Source organism: Thermostichus sp. OS-CIW-32 (assembly GCF_054060415.1).
The window spans coordinates 69058-95823 of sequence record NZ_JBSSDD010000002.1 but is presented as its reverse complement, the minus strand read 5'-3'; the positions used below and the strand labels follow the sequence as shown (position 1 = coordinate 95823).

The window sequence follows — 26766 nt, the reverse complement described above, 5'->3', positions numbered from 1 at the left end:
CAGGTTGGGTGGTCAGCCCTGCAACCGCCATCCAGCTCATCCAACAAGGGGCAACGCTTCTGGATGCACGCAGTGCGGAATTGCAAGCCGACGGGATCCTGAAGGGTTCAATTCCGGTGAACTGGACGGAGTTTACTCAACCAGAGGCTGCAAACAGCGGCAAGCTGTTGGCAGATGATGCCCTTCTCACCGAAAAGCTGCAGGGCCTTGGCGTGTTTCAGGGGCGTCCGGTGGTAGTTGCTGCCGATCCGCTACAGGGCTGGGGAGAAGATGGCTGGATCGTTTGGATGTTGCGCAGCTTGGGTCATCCCCAGGCGGTTATGGTGGATGGGGGCTATCCGGCCCTGGTGAAGGAGGGAGTGCTGACCACAACCCGACAAAGCGCCGACGAACTGCAACGGGGCGACTTTGTAGTGCAGCGAACCGACCGGTGGAACATCGACCGGGACACCCTGCGGGCCAGCCTTGGCTCCAACCGTGTGGCGATCATCGACAGTCGCGAAGCCCAAGAATACGAGGGAGCCACCCCCTATGGTGAGGCGCGCGGTGGGCACATCCCCGGCGCTGTGCATCTCTACTACAAAGAGCTGATGGACATGGCGGGATTCCTGTTGCCGCCCGCTGCAATTCACTCCCGCCTGCAAAAAGCCGGGATCCCTCCGGAAGCCGAGATCATTGCCTACTGCACAGCTGGGGTTCGCGCCGCTTGGGTCACGGTGGTTTTAACCCACGTGGGCCGGCAGGCCAAAAGCTATTCCGGTTCCATCCTGGAATGGGCAGCCGGGGATCCCCAGCGGTTCCCGCTCCAGCCATGAGGGGATCCCTGCCCACTGTGATCTTGGCCGGATGTGGCTATGGAGCCATCGACGCCTTGCGGGTGCTCAAAGGGCAGGCACGGGTGATCGCCATCAACCCCTATCCCTACAGTGTTAATTCAGGCATGTCCACGCGGCTGCTGAGTGGTCGGTTTTCTCTGGAGCTGGTGCGGATCCCTTTGCTGGAGCATATTCAAGCCAACGGCGCCCAGTTTTTGCCGGGGCGAGTCACCCACATCCAACCCGAAGCCCGAACCCTGACCCTGGAGAGCGAAGCCGGGATGCAAACCCTTGCCTACGACTATCTGTTGGTGAATGTGGGCCGGGAGTTGCGCCCCATCGATGGGATCCAACATGCCTTTACCATTCGACCGGCAGAACAATTGGTGGCCGCCCAAACCTGGATCCGGCAGTGCTGGCAACGGGCAGCCCAGGGGGATCCGACGCCGGGCCTGCTGACCTTTGTGGTGGCGGGAGGAGGCTGTACCGGCACAGAGCTGATGGGGGAACTCTACGATCTTTGTCGGCAGATGAGCGCAAAAACAGGGATCCCCTTGGCTCAAGCCCGGCTGATCTTGATCCATCGCCAGGCCCATCTGGTCGAGGGCTTCTCGGAACCCTTCCGCCGGGCGGTGGAAAGGGAAATCCGCCATCTGGGGGTGGAAATCTGGGCCGGATGTCAGGTGAAAGCCTTTGGGCCGGAGCAGGTGTGGCTCTCGGATGGCACCGAGTTGATAGCTCAGACCCGCCTGTGGGCAGGTGGCTTCCAGGTGCCGAGCTGGTTGAGCACCTGCGGCTTGCCAACAGGGCCGACGGGATCCCTGCTCGTGGACAAATACCTGCGGGTGCAAGGCTCAGAGCGCATCCTGGCGGTGGGGGACTGCGCTGACTTTGTTTGGGGATCCCGCCTCTTGCCCAAGATCGGCGTGTACGCGGTGCGCCAGGGGCCAATTGCAGCCCAAAACCTGCTGCGGCTCATCCGCGGCCAACCTCTGATCCCCTACCGACCGCAGGCCACGGTTTTTGTTTGTGTAACGGTGGGGAACCGCGTTGCCGTTGCCGAGAAAGGCAGGCTGGTCTGGCGCGGCTATTCAGCTACGGTGCTGAAGAACTTTTTTGATTGGCTGTACATGCGCAAACTTAAGCCCCTGCGCTGGCAGGAGTTTTTCTACTGACTCAAGCTCTACCAAGAACGGGGTTAAGATCAAGACCAGATGGGCCAGGTCGGGCTCGCTTCCCAAATCCTGAATATCTGAGAACTATGGCTATTCCCGGCGGCAATGGGCTATGAGCGGATCGACTTTTGCCGACCGGCCAGAGCAGCGACCAACCAGGAGCAACAATGCCTCTAGATAACCTGCGCGGACTCTATCAGCAAGTCATTCTGGAGCGGTACAAAAAGCCCCACAACTTCGGCAGAGTGGATCCCGTCCACCGCCACCAACGTGGCCATAACCCCTCCTGTGGCGACACCATCGACCTCACCTTACAACTGGATCCCAGCCAGGAGCGGATTGTCGATATCAAATTCGAGGGGGCAGGCTGTGCCATTGCCCTGGCTTCTGCCGATCTCATGGCGGATGCGGTGCGGGGGCGCACCATCCCCGAAGCTCTGCAGTTGGTGGAGCGCTTCCAAGCCATGATGCGCGGTGGCGAAGAGTTCCCGCGGGAGCAACGGGCTTTGAACGCCATGAAAGGGGTAGCCCAATTTCCAGTGCGCATCAAATGCGCCAACCTGGCCTGGCATGCGCTCAAATACGCGCTGGAATCGCCCGAACCCCAGGCCAATGGGTCGGCCTTTGTGAGCAACGAAAACACCGACTGACCGCCTTCCGCATACCCGAATATCGGCTGGAAACTCAGGGGCAATCAATCGTGTTGATTAACTGGAGACATTCCCCTGGTGCTCAAGGGTGTTAGCAGACCAGGGCTTGCTGCCGTTGTCGCTGTTGGCGTTCTAGAGCTTCAAACAGGGCTTGAAAGTTGGCTTCGCCAAAGCCTGTGGCTCCACCCAACCGTTGGATGACCTCGAAAAAAAACGTGGGCCGGCCAAACAGAGGCTGAGTGAAGGTTTGCAACAACAGGGGGGGGTGTCGGGAATCAGAGGCAGGCAAGGTGGTATCCAAAAGGAGCTGCTGCTCCACCAAGTCGTGCCAGGAGATGGTGGGCAACCCACCAGAAGGGAGTACTGCTCCAGAGGCCAGCTCCCTTGCCAGGTTTGTGTAGTACTCCGGTGGCACCTGCAGAAAGTTTACGCCTCCCTGTCGCAGCCGGCGCACACTGGCGAAGACATCTGAGCTGTGCAACGCCGCATGTTGCAGGCCAGGGCCATGATGGGCATCCAAAAACTCCTGGATCTGGGAAGCGGCACAGGTGGGCTCGTTGATGGCCAACTGGATCCCGGCTTCAGGATCTCCCACCACCACACTTTCTAGGCCAGAGGTGTTGGTGCGGATGCTATAGCGATACAGAGACCGCCAACCCAGCACCTGCCCATACCAATCTGCCGCTGCCTGCAGGGATCCCTGCTCCACGTTCAATACCAGGTGATCCCAGTGGGAAAACAGGTTCTCCTCAGCAGGGGCTGAATCGGGGATCCCTGAGCTGGGGAGCAAAGAATGCCGAAGTCCATAGGGGGTGCGCAGGCACAGAGCAGGGCAGCCTTCGTCTTCTGCCGGGATCCACTCCACTTGGGCTCCTCGCCTCTGCAAAAGCTCTGCCAAGCCCAACAGCTCTTGCTCCTCCACCGCCAAGGCCACATCCACCACCCCAGGCGAATGTTGCTGCAAATAGCGATCCACCTCATCCCCGGCGTGAGCCGGCTGAGATAGGCGCAAGCGCAGGGATCCCTGACGCAGACAGAGGGTACTGCCGAGCTGTCCGTCCATTCGGAAGCCCCAAACCTGACAAAAGTGTTCCTGCCAACGGGGCAGATCCCAAAGATAGAAGTGCAGGTGATGGATCCCTTGGACGATTCGATTGGACTGGTTCATAGAGCAAGGCACTGCTAAGGCAAAGGCCGAGTATCCTGACGTTCTCACGGCAACAGACGACCTGGGCCGTCCTACCTCAGCATAGGCCCGCCATTTGCCGATGGAAAAGCGTAAAACAACGTTAAGAAGATATTAAAACAGCATTAAAAAATAGGATGAAAATAAGATTAAAAAATCACGCAACCGAAAATATCCTCAGAGCGCAAGGGACTAAAATTAAATCAGGCGAGGTGTATTTAGAACGCCTAAAAAAGAAACAGAAGAGTTGCTAAAAGCCCTTCGTAGGATCCCTATAAGCCTTGCAGAGATCTATTGGTTCTTTAGCTCTCTTTTAGAGCCTGCGTGGGGCAAAGGCCGGGGTGCTGCCTCGCCCTGTCGATAGATTATCAGGCGTAATAGCCGGGAGGATTGTTATGGTTGCCAGTGTGCAGCGTTCTGTAGCATCACCTACAGAATTGAAGGCGGAACCAAGGACAGGATCCAACGCAGCCGGTCAAAAAGTTTTGAGCGATTTTGCAACGGGATCCTGGCAGCGCTCCATCGACGTCAGAGACTTTATTCAACGGAATTACACCCCCTACACCGGCGATGAAACCTTCTTAGCTGCAGCCACCGAGCGCACCCAGCGGCTGTGGGCCAAGGTCAAGGATTTGATGGCTCTGGAGCGAGAGCGAGGGATCCTAGATGCCGATACTGCCGTTCCCTCTACCATCACCAGCCACGCCCCTGGCTATATCGACCCAGAGCTGGAACAAATTGTGGGGCTGCAGACGGACAAACCCCTGAAGCGGGCCATCATGCCCTTTGGCGGCATCCGCGTGGTGGAGTCTTCCCTCAAAGCCTATGGCTACGAGCTGGATCCCCGCACCAAGGAAATTTTTACCCAGTACCGCAAAACCCACAACGACGGCGTTTTTGACGCCTATACCGAAGAGATGCGCCGCTGCCGCCGCTCCGGGATTATCACCGGCCTGCCCGATGCCTACGGTCGGGGTCGCATCATTGGGGACTACCGGCGGGTGGCCCTCTACGGGGTGGATCGGCTCATCGAAGACAAGCAGGCCCAAAAAGCCAGTCTAGACCTGGACACGATGGACGAAGAGACCATCCGCCTGCGGGAGGAGCTCTCCGAGCAGATTAAGGCCCTACAAGAGCTGAAAGAGATGGGATCCCGCTACGGGTTTGACCTGGGCCGTCCGGCAGCCAACGCCCGCGAAGCCATCCAATGGCTGTACCTAGCCTACCTGGCAGCCGTCAAGGAGCAAAACGGGGCGGCCATGTCCTTGGGGCGGGTGTCCACCTTCCTGGACATCTACATCGAGCGGGATCTGCAGGCCGGGATCCTCACCGAGGAAGAGGCCCAGGAGCTCATTGACCACTTTGTTATGAAGCTGCGCATGGTCAGGTTTTTGCGCACGCCCGAGTACAACGAGCTATTCAGCGGGGATCCCACCTGGGTTACCGAGTGCATCGGCGGCATGGGCCTGGATGGGCGGCCTTTGGTTACCAAAACCAGCTTCCGCATGCTGCATACCCTCTACAACCTTGGCCCAGCGCCCGAGCCCAACTTGACCGTGCTCTGGTCGGAGCGGCTGCCGGAAGCCTTCAAGCGCTACTGCGCCAAGGTCTCCATTGAAACCAGCTCCATCCAGTACGAAAACGACGACTTGATGCGCCCCTACTGGGGGGATGACTACGGCATCGCCTGCTGTGTGTCGGCCATGCGCATCGGCAAGCAGATGCAGTTTTTTGGAGCGCGGGTGAACTTGGCCAAGTGCCTGCTCTATGCCATCAACGGCGGTCGGGATGAGATCTCCGGCGAGCAGGTGGCTCCTGCTTTCGCCCCCATCACCGCCGATGTCCTGGACTACGACGAGGTGTGGCCGCGCATGGCGCAGATGATGGCCTGGCTGGCCAAAACCTACGTCAACACCATGAACATCATCCACTACATGCACGACAAGTACTGCTACGAGCGCCTGGAGATGGCCCTGCACGACCGGGACGTGCTGCGCACCATGGCCTTTGGGTTGGCCGGCCTGTCGGTAACAGCCGACTCCCTATCCGCCATCAAATACGCGCGGGTACGGGCCATCCGGGATGAGCGGGGCCTAGTGGTGGATTACGCGGTGGAGGGCGACTTCCCCAAATACGGCAACAACGACGACCGAGTTGACTCCATTGCGGTGCAACTGGTGCAGACCTTCATGGCCGAGCTGCGCAAGCACAAGACCTACCGCAATGCCATCCCCACCCAGTCCATCCTCACCATCACCTCCAACGTGGTCTACGGCAAGAAAACCGGCAACACCCCCGACGGGCGGCGAGCGGGCGAGCCCTTTGCCCCAGGGGCCAACCCCATGCACGGCCGGGACACCAAGGGGGCGGTGGCGTCGCTGGCTTCGGTGGCCAAGCTGCCCTACGACGACGCTCTGGATGGGATCTCCAACACCTTCTCGATTGTGCCGGCGGCCCTAGGTCGCACAGCGGAGGAGCGGGTTGCCAATCTAGTGGGGCTGCTGGATGGCTACATGCGGGATGGCGGTTTCCACCTCAACGTCAATGTTCTCAACCGCGAGACCCTGCTGCATGCCATGGAGCACCCGGAGCTCTACCCACAGCTCACCATCCGGGTTTCCGGCTATGCGGTGAACTTCATCAAGCTCACCCGCGAGCAGCAACTGGATGTCGTTAACCGCACGTTCCATCAACACTGCTAAAAGACCAGCCTGGGGATCCCTGAAGTCCGCCCATACCGGGGTCGATGGAAGGGATCCCCCATCGATAACCGAGGAGGCCCGATGATCATGACTGTTTGTAGCGCTGCGGATCTGGTCAGCCAGTATGCCTCAGGACGGCGCGATTTTCGGGAGATCGATTTGCAGGGGGCTAACCTGCAGGGGATCCATTTGGCTGGCGCCGATCTCAGCTATGCCGATTTCAGTGGGGCCAACTTGGCGGGGGCCAATTTGCGGGGGTGCGATCTCAGTTTTGCCGACTTCAGCGGAGCTAACCTATCGGGAGCCGATTTGCGGGGATGTCTCCTCTTTGGCAGCAATTTTCGAGGGGCGCTCTTAGAAGGAGCCTTGTTGGATCACGCAGATTTCGATGCCTATACCCATTTCCCGAAGGATTTCGATCCCAAGGCCCACCGCCTGCACGGCATCACGGTGGATACCTCCGTGCCTAGCCCACACGACCCATCGGTCTGAGCTGGGTGGGATCCCCAAGCTGCCCTTTCGGCTTTTTATCCCCCTTTCTCCCTTCCAGCCAGGATAGCAGCGGTCTAGCTAAAAGACCCTAGGGATCTAAAAAAATCTAGTCCCAACCTAATCCAAAGAGAAATGGAAACTGTGTTCTATTTAACCTGAGTTAGCAATCTGGAAGAAAACCTCAAGATTGATTGATATTTTGCAAAAGTCATCCAGGATAAAAGTATGGATACCGTTATGAACCCCCTGACACCAATTGCTGGGCGCATTCACTCGGTGGAAACCTGTGGCACCGTCGATGGGCCAGGAATCCGCTTCGTAATTTTTACACAGGGTTGTCCACTTCGCTGTTTGTATTGCCACAACCCTGACTGTCGGGATCCGCAGGCGGGACAGCTTGTTACGGTTGAGTCTTTGATTGCCGAGATCCAACGTTACAAGAATTACTTGCGAGGGGGGGGAGTTACGGCTACCGGGGGAGAGCCTTTAATGCAACCCACCTTTGTAGCTGAGATCTTCCGTCGCTGTCATGAGTTGGGCTTGCACACGGCTTTGGATACTTCTGGCTATGGGCAACTGGAAGCAGCCAAGCCTGTGTTGGAGCATACAGATTTGGTGTTGCTGGATATCAAGTCTTATCTGCCGGAGCTGTATCGAAAGGTCACCGGCGTTTCGCTAGAACCCACTCTTAATCTGGCCCGCTATTTAGACCAGATCCACAAGCCTACCTGGATTCGTTTTGTGCTGGTTCCCGGCTTGACGGATCCCGAGGAAAACATTAAGGGTCTGGCCGAGTTTGTGGCCACCTTATCCAACGTGGAGCGAGTGGAAGTTTTGCCCTTTCACAAGATGGGGGAATACAAATGGCAGCAATTGGGATTGCCTTACACCCTTGCCGATGTCGATCCACCCACACCCGAACAGGTGAATCATGCATTACAAATCTTTCGGGATCAAGGACTGGTGGCTATTTGACAATTCTGCAGTTGCGGCTTGGGTCAGCATAGCCAGGTCACGCTTAGATCCGAAGTGATTCACAGTTAATCTCTGCACCGTCTCCAGATTGGCCCTGAGCTGACTGGAATCCAAGTTGATCCTCAGGCTAACTTTACGGACTCTATGTGAACTGAAGAATACCCCAAGAGGAGGGATCCCCAATGGAAGTTTGCGTCACCTACCGCGATGGTGTTCAGTTCCAAGCGGAAAGCCGAGGGCACCGCATTCTCAGCGACCAGCCTTTGGACAATCACGGTCGAGATCAGGGAATGACGCCGCCGGAATGGTTTCTGGCTTCTCTGGGTGCCTGTGTTGGTTTTTATGCCGTCAAATATCTGGAAGCGCGACAGTTGGATCCTAGTGGACTAGAGGTGGTGGTCACGGCGGAGAAAGTTGAGCATCCGGCTCGCCTAGACAACATTCGCATCCAAGTCAAAATCGGGATCCCGCTGGACGAAAGGCATCAAAAGGGTCTGGAAAAAACAGTTGATGCCTGCATCATTCACAATACGCTTACCCATCCCCCCACCCTGACCACCGAAATCCAAGTTCCTGCTCCTGTTGGCGCCTAGATTGCCATTCGGGTTATTCGACTATTTCCAACTATCCGATTGTCAATTGTTCCTATCGTCTAAGTCTTGATGAGTTTTGGAGGGATCCACCGATGCCAGTAACCAATCTAGCCGAGCTGGAAACCTTGATCCAGCAGGTGAAGGCTGCCCAAGCTGAATATGCAACTTTCACCCAAGAACAGGTAGACCGGATTTTTCACAAAGCCGCTCTGGCTGCCAACAACGAACGGATCCCGTTGGCCAAGCTGGCGGTACAGGAAACCGGCATGGGCATTGTGGAAGACAAGGTGATCAAAAATCACTTTGCCTCGGAATACATTTACAACAAATACAAACACGAGAAAACCTGCGGGGTTATCGAGCGGGATGAGAGTTTTGGCTACGAGAGAATTGCTGAACCGGTGGGTCTTTTGGCAGGCATTGTGCCGGTAACCAACCCCACGTCAACGACCATTTTCAAGGCTCTGATCACCCTCAAAACCCGCAACGGCATTATCTTTTCCCCTCATCCCCGCGCCAAAAAATGTACTATTGCCGCGGCCAAAGTGGTCAGAGAAGCTGCCGAGGCAGCGGGCGCTCCTGTGGGGTTGATCGGCTGGATCGACGAGCCCACCATAGAGCTTTCTCAGGCCTTAATGCAGCATCCTGAGGTGAAGCTGATCTTGGCTACCGGCGGGCCTGGCATGGTTAAAGCGGCCTACTCTTCGGGCCACCCGTCTTTGGGGGTGGGAGCGGGCAATACCCCGGCGGTGATCGATGCCAGTGCCGATATCCCCATGGCTGTCAGCTCGATTTTGTTGAGCAAGACCTTCGACAACGGCATGATCTGTGCCTCAGAACAGGCAGTGGTGGTGGTGGATGCCATCTACGAGCAGGTCAAGGCCGAGTTCGGCCATCGGGGGGCCTACATTTTGGATCCGGAACAAATCGAAGCCGTGCGCCGCATCCTTCTCAAAGACGGTCGCCTCAATCCGGCCATTGTGGGCCAGTCGGTGCAGACCATCGCTGCCCTGGCCGGTATCCAGGTACCCGAAGGCACCAAACTGCTGATTGGGGAAGTGGAGAAGGTGGGGCCGGAGGAGCCCTTCTCCTACGAAAAATTGGCCCCTGTTCTGGCCCTCTACCGCGCCAACGATTTCCACAGCGCCGTAGATGTTGCTGTCCAACTGGTCAATTTCGGCGGGCGGGGACACACCTCTGTTTTGTATACAGATCCCGCCAATCGGGACGATATTGCCTACTTTGAAAATGCCCTGCAAACGGCGCGAGTGTTGATCAACACTCCCTCTTCACAAGGGGCCATTGGGGATCTCTACAACTTCAAGCTGGATCCCTCTCTGACTTTGGGCTGTGGCACTTGGGGAGGCAATTCGATCTCCGAGAATGTGGGGCCGCGCCACCTGCTCAACATTAAAACGGTAACCCAACGTCGGGAAAACATGCTCTGGTTTCGGATCCCGCCCAAGGTTTACTTCAAGCCCGGATGTCTACCCATTGCTCTGCGGGAATTGGCCGGCAAAAAACGCGCCTTTTTGGTGACCGATAAGCCGCTCTTTGAGTTGGGCATATTGCATCCCATCACCCAGGTTTTGGATGAGATTCGCGTGAGCTGGGATGTGTACCACGATGTAGAGCCGGATCCCACCCTCAGCAACGTCAATCGCGGTCTGGAGCAGTTGCGCCAGTTTCAACCGGATGTGATCATCGCGGTCGGTGGGGGATCCCCGATGGATGCGGCCAAGGTGATGTGGCTGATGTACGAGCAGCCCCAGGTGGAGTTTGAAGGCTTGGCGATGCGCTTTATGGACATCCGCAAGCGGGTTTACGAGCTGCCGCCACTGGGGCAAAAAGCTCAGCTCATCTGCATCCCCACCACTTCCGGCACGGGATCCGAGGTGACGCCCTTTGCCGTAGTGACCGATGACCGGGTGGGGATCAAATACCCCCTGGCGGACTACGCCCTCACCCCCACCATGGCCATTGTGGATCCGGATCTCACCTTAAAGATGCCCAAGAAGCTAACGGCTTACGGCGGCATCGATGCCCTCACCCATGCTCTGGAAGCCTATGTGTCGGTGATGGCCAGCGACTTTACCGATGGGCTGGCCCTGCAGGCCATCAAGCTCCTGATGACCTACCTGCCGCGGGCCTATGAAAAAGGTGCTGCAGATCCAGAAGCCCGAGAAAAAGTTCACTACGCCGCCACCATTGCCGGCATGGCCTTTGCCAACGCCTTTTTGGGGGTGTGCCACTCCCTGGCCCACAAGCTGGGATCCACCTTCCATCTGCCCCACGGCCTGGCCAATGCCCTGATGATTACCCACGTCATCCGCTACAACGCCACCGACGCCCCCTTTAAGCAGGCCATTTTTCCCCAATACCGCTATCCCAACGCCAAACACCGCTACGCGGAAATTGCCGATTACCTACAGTTGGGCGGGGCGGAGTCCTCTGACGATGAAAAGGTCATGCGCCTCATCGAGGCCATCGAAGAACTCAAGCGGAAACTGGGGATCCCGGCCACCATTCGCGAGGCCCTGGGGGAGAAAGAGCGGGAGTTTTACGACCGTCTGGAGGCGATGGCGGAGCAAGCCTTTGACGACCAATGCACCGGCGCCAACCCCCGCTATCCCCTCATTCAAGACATGAAGGAGCTGTACGTTTTGGCCTATCGGGGCTGCCGGGTGGATTCTGCCCTCTACCACCAGCCGGAACCAGTGTTGGCCTAAGGAGTAGGGTATGTGGCAACGACTGGATCCCAGTGTGGATATCTGGAGGGCCCGATCCCATCCCCTGAATCCCATTTTTCTGCCCCGTTCGGTGGCGGTGGTGGGGGCCACGGAGCGGGAGGGCAGCGTGGGGCGGACGGTGTTGTGGAACCTCATTAGCCACCCCTTTGGCGGCACGGTTTACCCGGTCAATCCCAAGCGGCACCAGGTGTTGGGGATCCGGGCCTATGAGCGGCTTTCCGCTTTGCCGGAGCCGGTGGATCTGGCCATTATCGCCATTCCGGCAGCGGGGGTGCCCAAGGTGGTGCAGGAGTGCGTAGAAGCCGGGGTCAAGGGCGCCATTGTTCTTTCAGCAGGCTTCAAGGAAACGGGCCCTGCTGGCTGGGAGCTGGAGAAGCAAATTCAGCAGACTATCCAATCGCGTCAGCGGGACGGAGTCCTTGGGAAGCTGCGCTTGATTGGCCCCAACTGCCTGGGGATCCAAAACCCCCACACGGGCTTAAACGCCACCTTTGCTGCCCAGATGGCCCGGCCCGGCAATGTGGGCTTCATCAGCCAAAGTGGGGCCCTGTGCACCTCGATCCTGGACTGGAGCCTGCAGGAAAATGTGGGCTTCAGCGCCTTTATCTCTCTGGGATCCATGCTGGATGTGGGCTGGGGAGATCTGATTGACTACCTGGGCGAGGATCCCCATACCCACAGCATTGTCTTGTACATGGAATCCATCGGGGATGCCCGCTCTTTTCTGTCCGCGGCCCGAGAGGTGGCCCTGAGCAAGCCCATCATTGTCATCAAGGCGGGACGCACCCAGGCAGCAGCCCAGGCAGCAGCCTCCCACACGGGATCCCTCACCGGCAGCGACGCGGTTTTGGATGCGGCCTTTCGCCGTTGTGGCGTGCTGCGGGTGGATCGCATTGAAGATCTCTTCGACATGGCGGAGGTGCTGGCCAAACAGCCTCGTCCCCAAGGGCCCCACCTCACCATCCTCACCAATGCCGGCGGGCCGGGGGTGCTGGCCACCGACGCCCTCATCCGCGCCGGCGGATCCCTGGCCGAGCTTTCTCCCCAAACCCTGGAGCAGCTTAACCAGATCTTGCCCCCCCACTGGAGCCACGGCAATCCCATTGATATTTTGGGGGACGCAGATCCGGGGCGCTTTGCCCAAGTTTTGGAAGTGGTGTTGCAAGATCCCGGCAGCCAGGGCTGTCTGGTCATCCTCACCCCCCAAGCCATGACGGATCCCACGGCCACTGCCGAGAAAGTGGTGGAGACCTGGCGGCGCAGTGGATCCCGGCAGCCTATCCTGGCCAGTTGGATGGGGGGAGCTGGCGTGGATGCGGGCGAGCACATCCTCAACCAAGCCGGGATCCCTACCTACCGCTACCCGGATCAAGCGGCGCGGGTGTTTAGCCATCTGTGGCGCTTTAGTGACAACCTCAAGGCCCTCTACGAAACCCCCACCCTGGCTCCCACCAGGCCAGTGGAGCAGGAAAAAGTGCAGCAAACCCTTGCCCAGGCGAGGCGGGAAGGCCGCACGCTTCTCACGGAGGTCGAATCTAAGGAAATCCTGGCCGCCTACGGGATCCCCGTGGTGCCGACGCGGGTGGCCGAGAGCCCCGAAGCAGCAGTGGAAGCTGCCGAGGCCATGGGCTACCCGGTGGTGGTGAAGCTCTACTCCCACACCCTCACCCACAAAACCGATGTGGGCGGCGTGCAGCTCAACCTGCCCGATGCTGAGGCGGTGCGCCGGGCCTTCGGGCAAATCCTCCGCAACGTCAGCGAGAAAGCGGGGCCGGAGCACTTCCAGGGGGTCACGGTGCAGCCGATGGTGGACACGGATGGCTATGAGCTGATCCTGGGGAGCAGCCAGGATCCCCAGTTTGGGCCGGTGTTGCTGTTTGGCAGTGGCGGACAACTGGTGGAGGTGTTTCAGGATCGCTCCATTGGCCTTCCCCCCCTCAACACCACCTTGGCGCGGCGCCTGATGGAAAACACCCTCATCTACAAGGCCCTCAGGGGGGTACGCGGACGCCCAGCTGTCGATCTGGAGGCCCTGGAACAGCTCTTGGTGCGCTTTAGCCAACTGGTGGCCGAGCAGCGGGAGATTAAAGAGATCGACATCAATCCGCTGCTGGCTTCCAGCGAGGGCCTGCTGGCTTTGGATGCCCGCGTCATTTTGCGAACCGAGCAGGATCCCCAGGTGCCCTTGGCCATCCGCCCCTATCCCACCCAGTACATCTGGAGCTTCCGGGACGGCATCACCATTCGCCCCATTCGCCCTGAAGACGAGCCTTTGGTGATCGATTTTCACCGCCACGTCTCCGATTACAGCGTCTATCTGCGCTACTTCCACCCGATCAAATACAGCGCCCGCATCGCCCACGAGCGCCTTACCCGCATTTGCTTTAACGATTACGACCGCGAGATTGCCTTAGTAGCAGAAAAACAGGAGCCAGAGGCCAATCGCGTCAGCGGGACGAAGTCCTTAATCCTCGGCATCAGCCGCCTCTCCAGAAAACATGGCTTTCCCCAAGAAGCAGAGTTTGCCATGCTGGTGGCGGATCCCTATCAACGGCAAGGGATTGGCACAGAGCTGTTGACCCGCCTCATCCAGGTGGCCCGCTGCGAAGGGATCCAGCACCTCACCGGCGAGGTTCTTTGCGAAAACGAGGCCATGCGCCGCCTGTGTCAGCGGCTGGGGTTTCAGTTGCGCCCTTCTCCAGAGGATCCTGGCATTCTCAAGGCCACGCTGGATCTCGCTGTCGATGCGGCGATCCCCACCCCCTGTCCTGCCTAGGGATCCTTAAATAAAAACGGTTTGCCGACCGGCTTACCGTAGAATAGGAACAAGGGCCTGCTCCTTCCGCCTACAGCAAGCGGAGCCCCTCTGTCGGAGAGAGGCTGGGGGCGAGGGCGGCCCGAGGTTTTGAGGACGGCTATGGAGGTTACAAAGACAGGCGGGATCCAGAGGCTGCTGGCGAGCGGGGGACGGTGGCTGGGGATGGGATCCCTGCTGCTCTGCCTTCTGCTTGGCTTTGGAGGCTGTGGCCGAGGGGGGGGATTGCAGGGGGAAGTCAGCATCCTCCTCGCTTCTTTTGCGGTGACGCGGGATGCCTACCGGCAGATCATCCCTGCTTTTGAGGCCGATTGGCTGGCGAAAACGGGGCAACGGGTGCGGGTGGAAAGCAGCTACGGCGGCTCGGCAACGCAATCGCGGGCAGTTATTGACGGGCTGGATGCCGATGTGGTGGCCTTGGCCCTGGCTTTGGATGTGGAGCGCCTCGTGGCTGCGGGTCTCATCCAGCCGGGATGGGAAGCCCGTACCCCCAACCAAGGGATCGTTACCCGTTCGGTGGCAGTAATTGTAACGCGGGAGGGCAACCCCCAGGGGATCCGCTCTTGGCAAGATCTGGCTCGGCCCGGCTTGCAGGTGGTTACCGCCAACCCCAAGACCTCAGGGGGCGCCCGCTGGAACTTTTTAGCCCTCTGGAGCGCTGTCCCTGAACCCCAGGCTCTGGCCTTCACCACCCAGGTCTACAAGAATGTCCGCATTTTGCCGCGGGACTCACGAGAGGCCACCGATGTTTTTTTCCAAAAAGGGCAAGGGGATGCCCTGCTCACCTACGAACATGAGGTGATCTTGGCCAGCCTGCGCGGCCAATCCCTGTCCTATGTGGTGCCCGACCCCAACATTTCCATCGACAACCCCGTAGTCGTGGTGGATGCCAATGTGGATCGCAAAGGTACCCGTGCCGTGGCCGAAGCCTTTGTGGACTACCTATTCACCCCAGAAGCGCAGCGGGCCTTTGCCGAGGTGGGCTTTCGCCCGGTGGAGCCGACGGTGGCCCAAGAGTTTGCCTGGCGGTACCCTCCTGTTGAGAAGCGGGTTACCGTCGCCGACCTGGGCGGATGGGAGGTTGTCCAAAGCCGCTTTTTTGCCGATGGGGCCTTGTTTGACCGCATCCAAGCTCAGTTGTAGGGAGTCTCCCTTGTTTTGGATCCCCGTTCAAGTTATCCTGGGAGCTGTATCAACGGTTTGTTGACAGGTTTACCGTAGATTAGCCGCGAGTTTAACTTCCCTCACCCTCTCCAGAAGACTCAGCCGGCAACCATCCAGCAACTTCTCAGGCAAACCACTAGCTAGGCAGAACCTATGGGTATCACCATCGAAGGGGTATCGAAGCGTTTTGGCGAGTTTCAGGCCCTTCACCCCACCGATCTCACCATTCCCACGGGATCCCTGGTTGCCCTCTTGGGGCCATCGGGTTCTGGCAAATCCACCCTGCTGCGCCTGATTGCCGGCCTAGAAAAGCCGGATACGGGGCGGATTTCCCTCACCGGGCGGGATGCTACCCATGCCAGCGTCCAGGAGCGCAACATTGGTTTTGTTTTTCAGCACTACGCCCTGTTCAAGCACATGACGGTGCGGCAGAACATCGCCTTTGGCTTGGAGATCCGCAAGGCTTCACGGGCCGAGATTCGGGCACGGGTGGATGAGCTGCTGGAGCTGGTGCAGCTATCGGGGTTCGGGGATCGCTACCCCTCTCAACTCTCTGGGGGGCAGCGGCAGCGGGTGGCCCTAGCCCGCGCTTTGGCGGTGGAGCCGCAGGTGTTGCTGTTGGATGAGCCCTTTGGGGCCCTGGATGCCAAAGTCCGCAAAGAGCTGCGCAAGTGGTTGCGGCGCCTGCACGACGAGGTGCATGTGACAACGGTATTTGTAACCCATGATCAAGAGGAAGCCATGGAGGTGGCGGATCAGATCGTGGTGATGAACCAGGGGCGGATCGAACAGGTGGGATCCCCGGCAGAAATCTATGACCATCCAGCTACACCCTTTGTGATGAGCTTTGTCGGCCCGGTCAACGAGCTTTCTCCCCGCTCCCAACTCTTTTGCCAGCTTCCCGAGGTGCAGGCCGGCCCGCATCAGCTTTTTTTGCGCCCCCACGATGTGCAGATTGAGGTCAACCCCGGCAGCAGTGGTGTTTCTGCCCGCGTTAAGGAGATCATCCACCTGGGTCGGGAGATTCAGGCGGAGCTGATTCTTAGCGATGGCGGATCCCTGTGGGCCCATCTCAGCCGCGAGCAATATGCCAACCAACCCCTGCAGGTGGGGCAGCAGGTCTATGTGCGCCCCAAGGTGGTGAAAGCCTTTCCCGTCAAAAAAACCGAGATGACCGCAATGCCGGTGGGAGCTTGAGAAACGTTGCTGCAAGCTTTGCCTCAACTGTCTTGGCCGTGGCGGCTGACCCTGGGCTATCTCTTCTTGATGTTGATTCTGCCGCTGGCTGCCTTGATTGCCAAGTCCAGCAGCGTGGGCTGGGCGGAGTTTTGGCGGATCGCGACGGATCCCGTGGCCCTCTCCGCCTATGAAGTTACTTTTGTAACCGCGTTGCTGGCGGCTCTGATCAACGGCGTGATGGGCACCCTGACTGCCTGGGTGCTGGTGCGCTACGCCTTCCCCGGCAAAAAGCTTCTCGAGGGGTTGATCGATCTGCCGTTTGCTTTGCCCACCGCCGTGGCCGGCCTCACCCTGGCAACGGTTTACAGCAGCAACGGCTGGATTGGATCCCTTTTGGCCCCCTTGGAGATCCGCATCTCCTTTACCCGCTTGGGGGTGGGGGTGGCGATGCTGTTTATTTCTTTTCCCTTTGTGGTGCGGACGGTGCAGCCGGTGTTGCAGGAGCTGGAGAAAGATGTGGAAGAGGCAGCCTGGAGTTTGGGGGCTTCCCGCTTTCAGACCTTCCGGCGCGTGGTGCTGCCCCAGATCCTGCCGGCGGTGCTCACCGGGGTAGCCCTAGGGTTTTCCCGCGCCGTGGGGGAATACGGCTCTGTGGTGATCATCGCTTCCAGCATTCCCTTTCGGGACTTGATTGCGGCGGTGCTGGTGATTCAGCGGCTGGAACAACACGACTATGCCGGGGCAACCGTGATCGGAACGGTGATGTTGGGGATCTCTTTCCTGTCGCTGGTGGTAATTAACCTTCTGCAAGCCTGGGGAAGTCGCCATGAAACCTGACGAGGTAGCAGGTGTCAAACCGAAGCCCTCAACATGGCTGTCGGGCCTGTTGATCGGGATCGTCGGGCTTTACATCGCGCTGCTGCTCGGGATCCCGGTGGTGAACATCTTCTATCAGGCGTTTCGAGAAGGGATCCCAGCCTTTCTCCATCGCCTGACAGAGCGGGAGTTGCTCAGTGCCCTGCGATTGACGGTGCTAACCGCCCTGGTCGTTGTGCCCCTCAATACCTTTTTCGGCCTCTGTGCTGCCTTGGCCATTGCTCATCGGCGTTTTCCGGGGCGGGCGCTGCTGCTGAGCCTGATCGATCTGCCCTTTTCCATTTCCCCGGTGGTGGCTGGCCTAATGCTGGTGCTCATCTTCGGGCGTCAGGGTTGGCTGGGATCCTGGAACTTGCGGGTTATCTTTGCATTTCCGGGCATTGTGTTGGCAACGGCTTTCATCACCCTTCCTTTTGTGGCGCGGGAAGTGTTGCCGGTGTTGGAGGAGGCAGGCACCGACCAGGAAGAAGCCGCCAAAACGCTGGGGGCAACCCCCTGGCAGATCTTTTGGAGAATCACCCTGCCCAACATCCGCTGGGGCCTTTTGTACGGCGTCATCTTGACCAATGCCCGCGCCATGGGGGAGTTCGGCGCTGTGGCTGTGGTTTCCGGCAACATCATTGGCCGCACCCAGACCTTGCCCTTGTTCGTGGAAGATGCCTACCGCAGTTATGCCACCGGCTCAGCCTATGCGGCGGCGGTGGTGCTCTCCTTGCTGGCGGTGGTAACCCTAGTGGCTAGGGAGTTCCTTGAGCGGGGGTCCCATTCCCGCCGGATCTTTTGATCCGTCAGGGTGTGGATCAGACGGGCTCGGTGAGGATCTCTGGCAGACAAACCTTAGTGCCCCCCAGGCCGCAGTAGCCGCGCGGATTCTTGGCCAGATATTGCTGGTGGTAGTCTTCGGCGTAGTAAAACTCAGGCGCGTCTAAGATCTCGGTGGTGATCTGGCCGTAGCCGTGGGCGGTCAGGGCCTGCTGATAGAGATCGCGGGTTTTTTCCGCCAGCTCCCGCTGCGCCGGAGAATACACATAGATGCCGGAGCGGTATTGGGTGCCCACATCATTGCCTTGGCGCATCCCCTGGGTAGGGTCGTGATTTTCCCAAAACACCTTCAGCAGTTGGGCATAGCTGACCTGAGCTGGGTCGTAAACCACCCGCACCACCTCGTTGTGGCCAGTCAGGCCAGTACAGACCTCTTCATAGGTGGGGTTGGGGGTAAACCCGCCAGCGTAGCCCACCGCTGTGCTGAACACCCCTGGCACCTGCCAAAACTTGCGCTCTGCCCCCCAGAAGCAGCCCATGCCGAACATGGCCAGCTCCATGCCCTCGGGAAAAGGCGGCTGCAGCGGATGGCCATTGACAAAATGCCGATTCACGATCACCATCGGCTCGGCCCGGCCCGGCAAGGCTTCTTCCGGTTTGGGCAGGGACAGTTTCTTGCCAAGTTTGCCAAAGCCAAAGAGCACCATAGGGACAGCCCGATACATTCGTTAACACTTATCAGCCTAGCTCAGTTGGCTCCTCATGTGTTGGAAAAATCCTTGATCGGGTCAGCTCACCGATTCAAACGCCCCCAGCCGCTTGGCCACCAGCAGATAAACGATCATGATCCCCATCGGCACAACCGTGAAGGCTGCCGCCAAGGGAATGTTGCCAGAGGTGCCCTGGAAGGTGAGAACTGCCTGCCCGATAAAATAGCTGGAATTGCCCAGAGAATAGGGCACCACAAAATCTCCCAATGTTAAGGAAAAGGTAAAGACCGACCCGGCCAGGATCCCTGGCAACGCGAGGGGGAGAATAACATGGCGGAATGTTTGCCAACCCTGAGCCCCCAAATCTGCAGAAGCCTCAATTAAGCTATCGGGCACTCGCTCCAAAGCCGCCTGAATCGGCAGAATCATATAGGGCAGCCAAACATAGAGAAACACCAAGAAAATACCCAAGTTGGATACGGCCAGCGATGGCCCACCGATCCCGGGCAACTGCAAAATCTTTTCCACCCATCCCTGTAGGCCCACATGGGCGAGTAGGTAGGTGAGGATCCCTTCTTTGGCCAGGATCAACTTCCAGGCATAAACCCGAATCAAATAACTAGACCAAAGCGGTAGGAGCACCAACAAGTACAAAAAGTCCTTCCAGCGAGGAGAGGCCAGTCTGACCATGGTATAAGCCAGAGGAAAAGCCAACACAATTGCAGCTAGGGTCACTGCCAAAGCCATAGTCAAGCTGCGGACAAAGATATCCACGCTGGCAGGAGTGAGCAGCTCCCGATAGGTGGCCAAAGTCAACTTTCTCAGGATCAGGCCGGTAAAGGGATCCAGATGATAAAAACTTTGCAGCAGCAGCGCCAGCAGCGGCCCCAAGTAAAAGACCAGCAACCAAATGAGAGGTGGCCCCAACAGAATGGCAAGGATGAGCGTCGGGTGATGATAGAGGAATCCAAACAGATCGGGTTTATCGGTTATCTGAGTTGTTTTGGCCATGGCCAGGCAGGCATGAAGATCAGCTTTTCATTCCCTCTTTTTGGTGTTATTGGAATTGTAGGTCGACGAGCCAATAGAATTCAACAGAATTGGGATTGAGAAAGTGCGAACAGGCAAGAGGGATTGGCTTGTCTACACCTGCCGGCGGGTATCCTTTGAGGGAAAACGGCAATCAGAAGATGCCGGTATGGTCATTTCGACTCAAACTAGGACACTGCACCCACACCTAAAACATTGGTCGCGTCGTCGCGTCAGCGCTGCGGAGCAATAATGCATGGGGCCATAAGGCTTTTCTCGTATAGCCCAGGTGTCTCACTCTAGCCTAAACGACCATATCTTGCTTGGCGGGAAGTGGAGGGCCATCGTAGACAGGGATCCTTTGAACCTTTTGGGGGCATTGGGAGTCAGACAAAGCAAGGTTGAGAACAAGGGAGCGTCCTCTCGTGCAGGCGGCAAAGGATACATCCGATTGGGAGCTGATCCAGCGCTGCCTCAACGGCGACAGCCAGAGCTTTCGCCAACTCTACCGCAAATACCAGCAGTCGGTACGGAATATCCTCTATCCCTTGTGTGGAGCCGATCTTTTGGATGACCTGGTTCAGGAAGTGTTTATTCGCGCCTGGAAAGGGTTGCCTCGGTTTCGCGGCTCGGCCCAGTTTTCCACTTGGCTGTATCGCATCTGCTGGAATGTGGCCTCAGATCAGCGACGGCGCTGCGCCCGGCAACACTCCCAAACCCAAAACCTGGCCCTCGGATCGGATATCGCTCACCCTGGCCCCGACCTGATGCACTTGCACTACCAACAGGCTCTACAGCAAAGCATGGCTCAGCTCAGCCCCGAACACAGAATGGTTCTGAAAATTCTCGAAGAGGCCGCTCCATTTTAATTGGATGGCTGGTTGGTATGAGCTGTTATGGTCATTTAAACAGGAATGAAACATTTCCGCCTGGCTCCCCTCTTCCTCTGAGAGAAGGGGTGAAGGCAGTGGCAGGGAGCGTTTGGGGAGTGTCTCAACCTAGCTTGAAATGACTATAACAAGGCGCTTAAATATCCAGGGCAACAATGACAGGGGCATGATCGCTGGGTTTTTCGGCCCGCCGTGGCTCAACATCGATCCAGCAAGCGGTGGCTTTCTCCTGTAGCTCACGAGACAGATAATGATGATCAATGCGCCAGCCGCGATTCCTTTGAAACCCCCCCGAGCGATAGTCCCACCAGCTAAAATGGCCGGGATCTGGGGTGAACCTGCGAAACGCATCTTCAAACCCTAAAGCCAGGATCTCCCGCAGGGCTTGTCGCTCCGGTTCGGAAGCCATGATTTCTCCCGCTTTTTGGGGATCATAAATATCCCGATCTTCCAGGGCAATGTTAAAGTCCCCGCAGAGCAGGATGGGATCCCCTTGGCTCAGGGCAACGGCGAGGTAATCCTTCAGCGTGGCTAGCCAGCGCAATTTATAGGCGTATTTTTCCGATCCCACCTCAGAACCGTTGGGCACATAAAGGTTGAGAATACGGATCCCGCGGTAGATGGCGCTCATCAGCCGCTTTTGCTTGTCCAAATCTGCCGCCGAAGGCAGCAGCGCACCAAACCCCCGTTCTACTTTTTCCGGGGGATCCCGGCTGATCAGAGCCACACCGTTGTAGGACTTTTGCCCGTAGACCTCCACATGAAAGCCCCGCTCCTGAAAGGCCGCCCGGGGAAAGTCTTCATCCACCACCTTAGTCTCCTGCAGGCAGAGCACATCCAGGGATCCCTGGCTGTCCAGCCAAGCCAAAACCTGAGGCAGCCGGGTGCGAATGGAGTTGACATTCCAGGTGGCCACTTGCATGAGGGATCCCGCTCACTCCACCAAGGCCCTTCCTCGGATTTGGGCCAGCCGCTCCGCATCCAGTACCTCACCCTCAGTGTAGTAGCCGGCAGCTTTTTTGGCCTCGATCTCCACACGGGCATCCGCCGGGATCAGCTCTTCTGGGATGGGCACCCGCTGCAGAACCTCAATGCCGGAGTTGGTGATGGCTCGATACTTGAGGTCGCTCATGGAAATCAGGCGATCGATTCGGGTTATGCCCAGCCAATGGAGCACATCCGGCATCAACTCCTGAAACCGGATGTCTTGCACCCCTGCCACACACTCGGTACGGGCGAAGTAGGCATCAGCCCGATCCCCTCCTTCCTGGCGCTTGCGGGCGTTGTAGACCAAAAACTTGGTCACCTCTCCCAAGGCGCGGCCTTCTTTGCGCAGGTACACGATCACCCCGGCTCCACCGGCTTGGGCCGTCTTAACGCATTCTTCAATGCCATGCACCAGATAGGGGCGGCAGGTGCAAATATCCGAGCCAAACACATCGGAACCATTGCATTCGTCGTGAACCCGCACCGCCAGGGGCAAGGCCGGGTCGGTGATGGCAGCCACCTGCCCGATGATGTACACCGTCTGGCCACCGATGGGCGGCAAAAACACCGATAGGTCTGGACGGGTCACCAATTCTGGAAACATGCCTCCCGTCTGCTCGAAGAGGGTGCGGCGCAGCAGGCTTTCGCTCACCTGCAATCGTTTGGCGATCCCCGGCAGGTACCAGACCGGCTCGATTGCGGCTTTGGTGACCACCAGGCTGCCGTTGTCTTTGAGGATCCGGCCATCCACCCGTAACCGCCCTTTGTTGACCGCCTCCTGCAGTTCTGGCATGTGGATGTGGGCCTGAGTAATGGCAATAGTAGGGCGAATATCGTAGCCCTGGGCATAGAGGGGGGCAAAGACTTCCCCCACAACTGCTCCCCAGGGATCCAAGGACACAATCCGGTCTGGATCTCCCCAGCTTGGGTGAGGGCCAATCGACACCACCGGGGCAGTATTGGTTAAATCGGCGCGGTGATCCGCCTGCAAAGAGCCACTGGCCACAGCCAATGCCCGATAGACAGCGTAGGCTCCCGCATGGGTGCCGATGACATTGCGATGGGCAAGATTGGTCAGGCTACCCACCACCGGCCCCCGCCACAGCGGATCCAAGGCTCCCCAGCGGATCGGCTGGGCTTGCGTCCCATGAGGGGAGGGATGGGAAGTCAGGACAATGTGATGAGGACGGGAGGAAGGTTTGCTCATGGTCCTCAAGTGCTTGGAAAACTAAGAATCTGGAGAAAGCAGTATTGTAGGCCATCCCCAGCCGTTTCCAGAGAGCCTGACCCTTCTTTTGGGGTGCCTAGACAACGATTTTGGCCAAACCCAAGGGGCGGATCCCTGCCGGCGAAACCTCGACCCGATAGGGCAACATCTCTACCCCGACCTGCAGGGCCTCACGAAACAGACGGGCATAGCGGGGATCCCGTTCTTCGCCGGGGGCAAACTCGGTGCAATCGGCGCGATTGATCCAGTACATCAGCAGGGCCCGCTGACCCTGTTGGCGCACCGCGATCAAATCTTCCAGGTGTTTTTGGCCGCGGGTGGTCACCGTATCGGGAAACAGCGCACGGGATCCCACAGCCCAGGTGGTATTCTTCACCTCCAAATAGGCCGAGCCAGAGTCTCCTGTCAGCAGAAAGTCGATTTTGCTCCTGCCGCAGGTCACCTCCCGTTGCCGGCGAGAAAACCCTGCCAACTGGGGAAACCACCCTCGCTCCAGCCCCCAGTCCACCAGGCGATTGGGCAAGCTGGTGTTGATCCCCACCCATACCCCATCCACCTGGATCATTTCCCAGGTGTAGGCCAGTTTCCGTTTTGGCTCCGGGTGATGGGAGAGGTACACAGGTGCCCCCACCTGACAGACCCCACTCATCGGCCCCGTGTTGGGGCAATGGGCGATGATCTGTTGCCCGTTTTCCAGCTCCACATCGGCCAAAAACCGCTTGTAGCGGCTGCGCAGCACCCCTCTGTGCAAGGGGCTCGAAAAGCGGTAAGGTACCGGCCCATCCCCGCACTCCATCCCCAAAGCCTCTCCTTTCGTAGGTATTTTTCTTTAGGATTTTGGAAATCTTCTCCGGGGATCGTCTCTCCTGCGCTAGGGTAAATCATGTGTCCCAGGGCTTGGGGCACCCTCTTACAGCTCTTTCCGACTTCATGGGAATTCTGCAGATCACTCTGGGAAGCAGTAAGATCCCTATCGCACAAGAGATGCGTCTGCATTATCTGTAGTCGGTGCTGCCGGAAAGAGCTGTATTGGCGATTAAACCCATTTAACACCTCGTTTTTTCTGCCCTTTTGTCAAAACTTGGAGAAGAAAACCCGAATGCTGCGTCTTGATCCTGATCCCAGTTTTCAGCCTGGGGATTCCTTGCAGGACAACCGTGGGCGTGTGGCCATATTCATCGACGGGTCTAATCTGTTCTACGCCGCTCTGCAACTGGGCATTGAGATCGACTACACCCGTCTGCTGAAGACTCTGAGTGGTCGGTCGCCCCTTTTGCGCTCTTTTTTCTACACCGGCGTCGATCGCAACAACGAAAAGCAGCAGGGGTTTTTGCTCTGGATGCGCCGCAATGGCTACCGCGTGGTTACCAAAGAGCTAACCCAGTTGCCCGATGGATCCAAGAGAGCCAACCTGGATGTGGAAATTGCCGTGGATATGCTGTCGCTGGTGCGCTGGTATGAGACGGCTGTGCTGGTGAGCGGCGATGGAGACTTGGCCTATGCGGTCAATGCCGTTAGCTACCAAGGGGCACGAGTGGAGGTGGTCAGCTTGCGTTCCATGACCAGCGATCAACTGATCAACTTGGCGGATCGCTACATCGACCTGGAATCCATCAAAGACCAAATCAAGAAGACCAACCGTCCCTCCTCCGCCTACCTGTACCGACCGGGGTTCACCGCCGATGAGGAGGACGAGGGATAACTTTCCCTCCCCCACAGGGAGAAGGGAAAGCAGAGCAACGGGGGGCTTACTGGGCTTTCCAATTTGAAGGGATCCCTTGCAGCAGGTAAACCGGGTTCAGGGGGGCAAAGCGGGTGCCCTCGGCCAGGACGGCAGAGCGGGAGATCTGAACGTGATCTACTCGAACTTGCCAGCCCCGAGAACGCAGCCATTGCAGGGCCTCGCTGCAGGTTTCTAGGGTAGCGAAGTTGGCCACTAAGATCCCTCCAGGCCGCAGGCGGGCTTCCACCACCGGCAGCAGGTCGCGGATCCCTTTGCCGCCGCCGCCCAGCACCACCCGATCTGGGTCGGGCAAGTTGGCCAACACTTGGGGGGCTGCCCCCGGGATCACCTGCAGGTTCTCTGGGCCAAAGCGTTGCCGGTTGCGCCGAATCAGACAGATGCCCATGGCGTTGCGCTCGACAGCATAGACCTGGAGCCGAGAAGAGAGGCGGGCTATTTCGATGGCCACCGAGCCGGTGCCGGCACCGATATCCCACACCACGCCCTCTTGGGGGAGCTGCAGGGATCCTAAGGTGAGCAGGCGGATGGACTGCTTGGTGATCAAGCCGGGCTGGTCGGGAAAGGTGTAGAACTGGTCGTCCGGGATCCCGACCAAAGGCCAGCGATGGGGATCTGGCTCCGGCTCTACTCGTCGCAGCACCACAACGTTGGGGCTGGGGAAAACGGCGTCTTCCCCTTCTTGGAGGGGCACGATCTGCTCTTGAGGGGATCCCAGTTGACTACAGACCCAGGCTTGGTAACGCACCGGCAGCCGCAGGTCGGCAATGAACTGGGCCAAGACGGTCGGTGTATGCTCCGGATCGGTGAGCACCACGATCACAGGGGATCCCTGCTTGAGAACGGCTTCCAACCGCTCCACTCCCCGCCCGTGCAGGCTGAGGATGGTCGCCTCCTGCCAGGGGATCTGCAGGCGGTTCAGGGCCAGCTGCACCGAGCTCACCTGCGGATAGAAGGCCAACCGCTCCGCTGGGAAATACTCCGTCAACAGCCGCCCGATCCCGAAAAAAAGCGGATCCCCGCTGGCCAACAAGACCAGGGATCCCTGAGCCATCTCCTGCTGCAAAAGTGGGATCCAACTTTCCACTGGCCCGGTGAGCGGGATCTTGCGGGCCGGATGATCGGTAAAGTGCCGGAGCAGATGAGGGGCTCCTGCCAAGACTTTGGCTTGGGAAAGGGGGGGGATCCCCCAGGAAGCCACAGAGCCATCCCCCGCTACCCCTACGACCGCAAACTGAGGTGACCGCCCAGGTGCTGCCGTAGCCATTTAACGTTCGACAGGTGGGTGGTATTGGCGCATGTGATTGAGAAAATCCAGTCGCAGCTCCGCAACTTCCCGTTGCATTTCCCGCATCTCCCGAATAAAGCTGAGTTGAGCCTCGATCAGGCGGCCATCGCGCTCCCGAAATTGCTCCATCATCATGGCTTGCGCTTCCCTCAGTTCGGCAAACCCAGCCTGCATATCTCGGCGGCACTCCTGTATGGCCACCTCCAGCTCGTCTCCCCGCTCTTCGTTCTGTCGAATCCGCTCCTGGTTCTGTTGGATCAACGCCCTGATCTCCTGGATTTCGGTCTGGAGTTGGGCTTCCATAGCCTGCCGCTCGGCCCGCATTTCGGCCATCTGGGCCTCAAAGCGCTCGGCAGATCGTTGCTGCTCGGCCCGCATTTCGGCCATCTGAGCCTCAAAGCGCTCGGCAGATCGTTGCTGTTCAGCCCGGATCTCGGAGATTTGGGCTGCAAAGCCCTGCCGCATCTCAACCATCTGAGCCTCAAAGCGCTCAGCCGACCGCTGCTGCTCGGCCCGCATTTCGGCCATCTGGGCCTCAAAGCGCTCGGCAGACCGCTGCTGCTCAGCCCGGATCTCGGAGATTTGGGCTGCAAAGCCCTGCCGCATCTCAACCATCTGAGCCTCAAAGCGCTCAGCCGACCGCTGCTGCTCGGCCCGCATTTCTTGGATTTGTTCTTGTTGTTGCTGAAGGTTGCGAATCAGCCACTCCTCTTGTTCTGGGGTCATGGGAAAGGTCTGAAGATATCCCTTCAATTCTAG

General features: G+C 58.4%; 23 protein-coding genes. 15 read left to right on the top strand and 8 right to left on the bottom strand.

Features of this window, described 5'->3' with window-relative positions; translation table 11 throughout:
• Positions 1–8 precede the first annotated feature (8 nt).
• The 3 genes from ACVWY8_RS02985 to sufU all read left to right on the top strand — a co-directional run bounded on the left by ACVWY8_RS02985 (position 9) and on the right by sufU (position 2640).
• Positions 9–815: a sulfurtransferase gene (locus ACVWY8_RS02985; protein WP_457393183.1), complete on the top strand. Its 807-nt coding sequence runs from the start codon at positions 9–11 to the stop codon at positions 813–815.
• Positions 812–1990: an NAD(P)/FAD-dependent oxidoreductase gene (locus ACVWY8_RS02980; protein ID WP_457393185.1), complete on the top strand. Its 1179-nt coding sequence runs from the start codon at positions 812–814 to the stop codon at positions 1988–1990. The genes ACVWY8_RS02985 and ACVWY8_RS02980 overlap by 4 nt, the downstream gene beginning before the upstream one ends.
• A gap of 167 nt (positions 1991–2157) precedes the next feature.
• Entirely contained in the window at positions 2158–2640 is a 483-nt protein-coding gene (gene sufU / locus ACVWY8_RS02975; RefSeq protein ID WP_011434254.1) for a Fe-S cluster assembly sulfur transfer protein SufU, read from the top strand.
• A gap of 91 nt (positions 2641–2731) precedes the next feature.
• Here the strand turns inward: sufU and ACVWY8_RS02970 are convergent, their stop codons facing one another.
• Entirely contained in the window at positions 2732–3808 is a 1077-nt protein-coding gene (locus ACVWY8_RS02970) for a VOC family protein (protein ID WP_457393188.1), read from the bottom strand.
• Positions 3809–4221: 413 nt separating this feature from the next.
• On the opposite strand from ACVWY8_RS02970, the gene pflB reads away from it, so the two are divergent.
• The 10 genes from pflB to cysW all read left to right on the top strand — a co-directional run bounded on the left by pflB (position 4222) and on the right by cysW (position 18156).
• Positions 4222–6528, top strand: a complete 2307-nt coding sequence (gene pflB, locus ACVWY8_RS02965) for a formate C-acetyltransferase (RefSeq protein WP_457393190.1) — start codon at positions 4222–4224, stop codon at positions 6526–6528.
• 81 nt (positions 6529–6609) lie between these two features.
• Positions 6610–7020: a pentapeptide repeat-containing protein gene (locus tag ACVWY8_RS02960; RefSeq protein WP_457393192.1), complete on the top strand. Its 411-nt coding sequence runs from the start codon at positions 6610–6612 to the stop codon at positions 7018–7020.
• 225 nt (positions 7021–7245) lie between these two features.
• Positions 7246–7995: a pyruvate formate-lyase-activating protein gene (pflA, locus tag ACVWY8_RS02955; RefSeq protein WP_011431910.1), complete on the top strand. Its 750-nt coding sequence runs from the start codon at positions 7246–7248 to the stop codon at positions 7993–7995.
• A gap of 182 nt (positions 7996–8177) precedes the next feature.
• Complete coding sequence (locus tag ACVWY8_RS02950) at positions 8178–8588, top strand: OsmC family protein (RefSeq protein ID WP_011431909.1); 411 nt, start codon at positions 8178–8180, stop codon at positions 8586–8588.
• Positions 8589–8680: 92 nt separating this feature from the next.
• Positions 8681–11317: a bifunctional acetaldehyde-CoA/alcohol dehydrogenase gene (adhE, locus tag ACVWY8_RS02945; protein WP_457393195.1), complete on the top strand. Its 2637-nt coding sequence runs from the start codon at positions 8681–8683 to the stop codon at positions 11315–11317.
• A 10-nt stretch (positions 11318–11327) separates the two neighbouring features.
• Entirely contained in the window at positions 11328–14114 is a 2787-nt protein-coding gene (locus tag ACVWY8_RS02940) for a bifunctional acetate--CoA ligase family protein/GNAT family N-acetyltransferase (protein WP_457393197.1), read from the top strand.
• Between the two features lie 141 nt (positions 14115–14255).
• On the top strand, positions 14256–15296 hold the full coding sequence (locus ACVWY8_RS02935) for a sulfate ABC transporter substrate-binding protein (protein ID WP_457393200.1): 1041 nt from the start codon (positions 14256–14258) through the stop codon (positions 15294–15296).
• A gap of 174 nt (positions 15297–15470) precedes the next feature.
• The gene (locus tag ACVWY8_RS02930) at positions 15471–16514 is read left to right on the top strand and encodes a sulfate/molybdate ABC transporter ATP-binding protein (RefSeq protein WP_011431905.1); all 1044 of its coding nucleotides are present in this window, start codon (positions 15471–15473) and stop codon (positions 16512–16514) included.
• Positions 16515–16520: 6 nt separating this feature from the next.
• Positions 16521–17333: a sulfate ABC transporter permease subunit CysT gene (gene cysT, locus ACVWY8_RS02925; protein ID WP_457393202.1), complete on the top strand. Its 813-nt coding sequence runs from the start codon at positions 16521–16523 to the stop codon at positions 17331–17333.
• Complete coding sequence (gene cysW, locus ACVWY8_RS02920; protein WP_414350068.1) at positions 17323–18156, top strand: sulfate ABC transporter permease subunit CysW; 834 nt, start codon at positions 17323–17325, stop codon at positions 18154–18156. The genes cysT and cysW overlap by 11 nt, the downstream gene beginning before the upstream one ends.
• A gap of 16 nt (positions 18157–18172) precedes the next feature.
• Here the strand turns inward: cysW and msrA are convergent, their stop codons facing one another.
• Positions 18173–18841: a peptide-methionine (S)-S-oxide reductase MsrA gene (gene msrA / locus ACVWY8_RS02915; RefSeq protein ID WP_414330118.1), complete on the bottom strand. Its 669-nt coding sequence runs from the start codon at positions 18839–18841 to the stop codon at positions 18173–18175.
• Positions 18842–18922: 81 nt separating this feature from the next.
• Positions 18923–19855, bottom strand: coding sequence for an ABC transporter permease (locus ACVWY8_RS02910; RefSeq protein WP_457393204.1), 933 nt, complete (start codon positions 19853–19855; stop codon positions 18923–18925).
• Positions 19856–20298: 443 nt separating this feature from the next.
• Between ACVWY8_RS02910 and ACVWY8_RS02905 the strand changes: the two genes are divergently transcribed.
• Complete coding sequence (locus tag ACVWY8_RS02905) at positions 20299–20742, top strand: sigma-70 family RNA polymerase sigma factor (RefSeq protein ID WP_457393207.1); 444 nt, start codon at positions 20299–20301, stop codon at positions 20740–20742.
• A 157-nt stretch (positions 20743–20899) separates the two neighbouring features.
• Here ACVWY8_RS02905 and xth read toward each other — a convergent pair whose 3' ends face one another.
• The 3 genes from xth to sfsA form a co-directional block, all read right to left on the bottom strand.
• Positions 20900–21685, bottom strand: a complete 786-nt coding sequence (gene xth / locus ACVWY8_RS02900; RefSeq protein WP_457393209.1) for an exodeoxyribonuclease III — start codon at positions 21683–21685, stop codon at positions 20900–20902.
• 12 nt (positions 21686–21697) lie between these two features.
• Positions 21698–22957: a GTP cyclohydrolase II gene (locus ACVWY8_RS02895; protein WP_457393212.1), complete on the bottom strand. Its 1260-nt coding sequence runs from the start codon at positions 22955–22957 to the stop codon at positions 21698–21700.
• Between the two features lie 97 nt (positions 22958–23054).
• Complete coding sequence (gene sfsA / locus ACVWY8_RS02890; protein WP_414332164.1) at positions 23055–23774, bottom strand: DNA/RNA nuclease SfsA; 720 nt, start codon at positions 23772–23774, stop codon at positions 23055–23057.
• Positions 23775–24077: 303 nt separating this feature from the next.
• On the opposite strand from sfsA, the gene ACVWY8_RS02885 reads away from it, so the two are divergent.
• On the top strand, positions 24078–24680 hold the full coding sequence (locus tag ACVWY8_RS02885) for a LabA-like NYN domain-containing protein (protein ID WP_011431895.1): 603 nt from the start codon (positions 24078–24080) through the stop codon (positions 24678–24680).
• A gap of 46 nt (positions 24681–24726) precedes the next feature.
• Here the strand turns inward: ACVWY8_RS02885 and cbiE are convergent, their stop codons facing one another.
• Both cbiE and ACVWY8_RS02875 read right to left on the bottom strand, forming a co-directional pair.
• Positions 24727–25986: a precorrin-6y C5,15-methyltransferase (decarboxylating) subunit CbiE gene (cbiE, locus tag ACVWY8_RS02880; RefSeq protein WP_457393214.1), complete on the bottom strand. Its 1260-nt coding sequence runs from the start codon at positions 25984–25986 to the stop codon at positions 24727–24729.
• Positions 25987–26733, bottom strand: coding sequence for a coiled-coil domain-containing protein (locus ACVWY8_RS02875; protein WP_414419862.1), 747 nt, complete (start codon positions 26731–26733; stop codon positions 25987–25989).
• Between the last annotated feature and the right edge of the window lie 33 nt (positions 26734–26766).